General features: G+C 63.2%; 1 protein-coding gene and 1 pseudogene. Both read left to right on the top strand.

The annotated features are described in order from the left end of the window. Positions 1–146: 146 nt before the first annotated feature. Positions 147–926: an SDR family oxidoreductase gene (locus tag EN925_RS36315; protein WP_027161489.1), complete on the top strand. Its 780-nt coding sequence runs from the start codon at positions 147–149 to the stop codon at positions 924–926. Between the two features lie 177 nt (positions 927–1,103). Continuing rightward, positions 1,104–1,297, top strand: a pseudogene (locus EN925_RS36310) (hypothetical protein); the annotation flags it as partial.

Raw genomic sequence — 1,297 nt, 5'->3', positions numbered from 1 at the left:
GGAAAGTGCGGGGCTCTTGGCCGGACATCGCGATTTCACCGTTGCTTTCGCGAGCCTATGCCCCGATTCATGCAACAACCGTATGACGGTTGCGATTGGTCCAGCCGAAGGACTAGCTTGCCGGCCAAATCACAGGAGAAATCGTCATGGATCTCGGTATCCGCGGAAAGAAGGCCATCGTCTGCGCTTCGAGCAAGGGACTTGGGCGCGGTTGCGCCATGGCGCTGGCGGAAGCCGGCTGCGACATTGTCGTCAACGGACGCAATGCGGAGCTGGTGGCGAAAACCGCCGCTGAGTTGCGCGAGCGCTATGGCGTCACGGTGACGGAAGTCGTCGGCGACGTCTCGAAGCCGGAGGTGCAGAAGGCGCTGCTCGTGGCTTGCCCCGAGCCGGACATCCTGGTCAACAACAATGGCGGACCGCCGCTTCGCGACTTCCGCACGCTCGATCGCGAAAAGATCCTCGAAGGCGTTACCCAGAACATGGTGACTCCGATCGAGCTCGTGCAGGCCGTGCTGGACGGCATGGCGGCGCGCGGCTTCGGTCGCATCGTCAACATCACCTCGCTGTCGGTCTATGTGCCCATTCCCGGCCTCGACCTGTCGTCCGGCGCGCGTGCCGGCCTGACCTCGTTCCTTGCCGGCGTGGCCAGAACGGTTGTCGACCGCAACGTCACCATCAACAGCCTTCTGCCGGGCAAGCTCGACACCGACCGGCTGCGCGGCCCGCATGAGGCCGGCACAGTCGAAAGCCCTGAGGCCGCAGCCGCGCGCAAGACCCGCATCAGCGCCGATGTTCCGGCCAAGCGGCTCGGCACGCCGGAGGAGTTCGGCCAGATCTGCGCCTTCCTGTGCTCGGTCCATGCCGGCTATCTGACCGGGCAGAACATACCGGTCGATGGTGGTCTTTACGTCAGCGCCTTTTGATCAACTTATCCGTGAAACGGTCGGAGCCGTCCGTCAGAAAATCGTCATAAGTATTTGATTATTCGAGGTCTTCTACGCGCCGCCGGGTATTGCCGCCGGCGCGTCAATTAGCGTCGCGAAAAGCCACGGCTGCATGCTAAAAGGGAATCTCCAGGCAGATTTCGAGGGAGTGGCCGCATGGAAGGCGAGAGCAAAAAGACGGCACGTTCGGACCTCGACGAAGCCGCCCTCTACTTCCACAAGCACCCAAGGCCGGGAAAGCTCGAGATACAGGCGACCAAGCCGCTCGGCAATCAGCGCGACCTCGCGCTCGCCTATTCCCCCGGCGTCGCCGCCCCCTGCCTGGAAATCCGCGACGATCCGGCGACCGC

This window comes from Mesorhizobium sp. M7A.F.Ca.US.006.04.2.1, from assembly GCF_004022915.1.
Lineage (GTDB): Bacteria > Pseudomonadota > Alphaproteobacteria > Rhizobiales > Rhizobiaceae > Mesorhizobium > Mesorhizobium ciceri.
The sequence above is the reverse complement of the archived record's forward strand: the minus strand, read 5'-3'. Positions and strand labels throughout refer to the sequence as shown.

What these genes read in the sequence shown, in the direction of transcription:
- EN925_RS36315 (WP_027161489.1), top strand. Translation starts at nt 147, where the DNA reads ATGGATCTCGGTATCCGCGGAAAGAAGGCCATCGTCTGCGCTTCGAGC.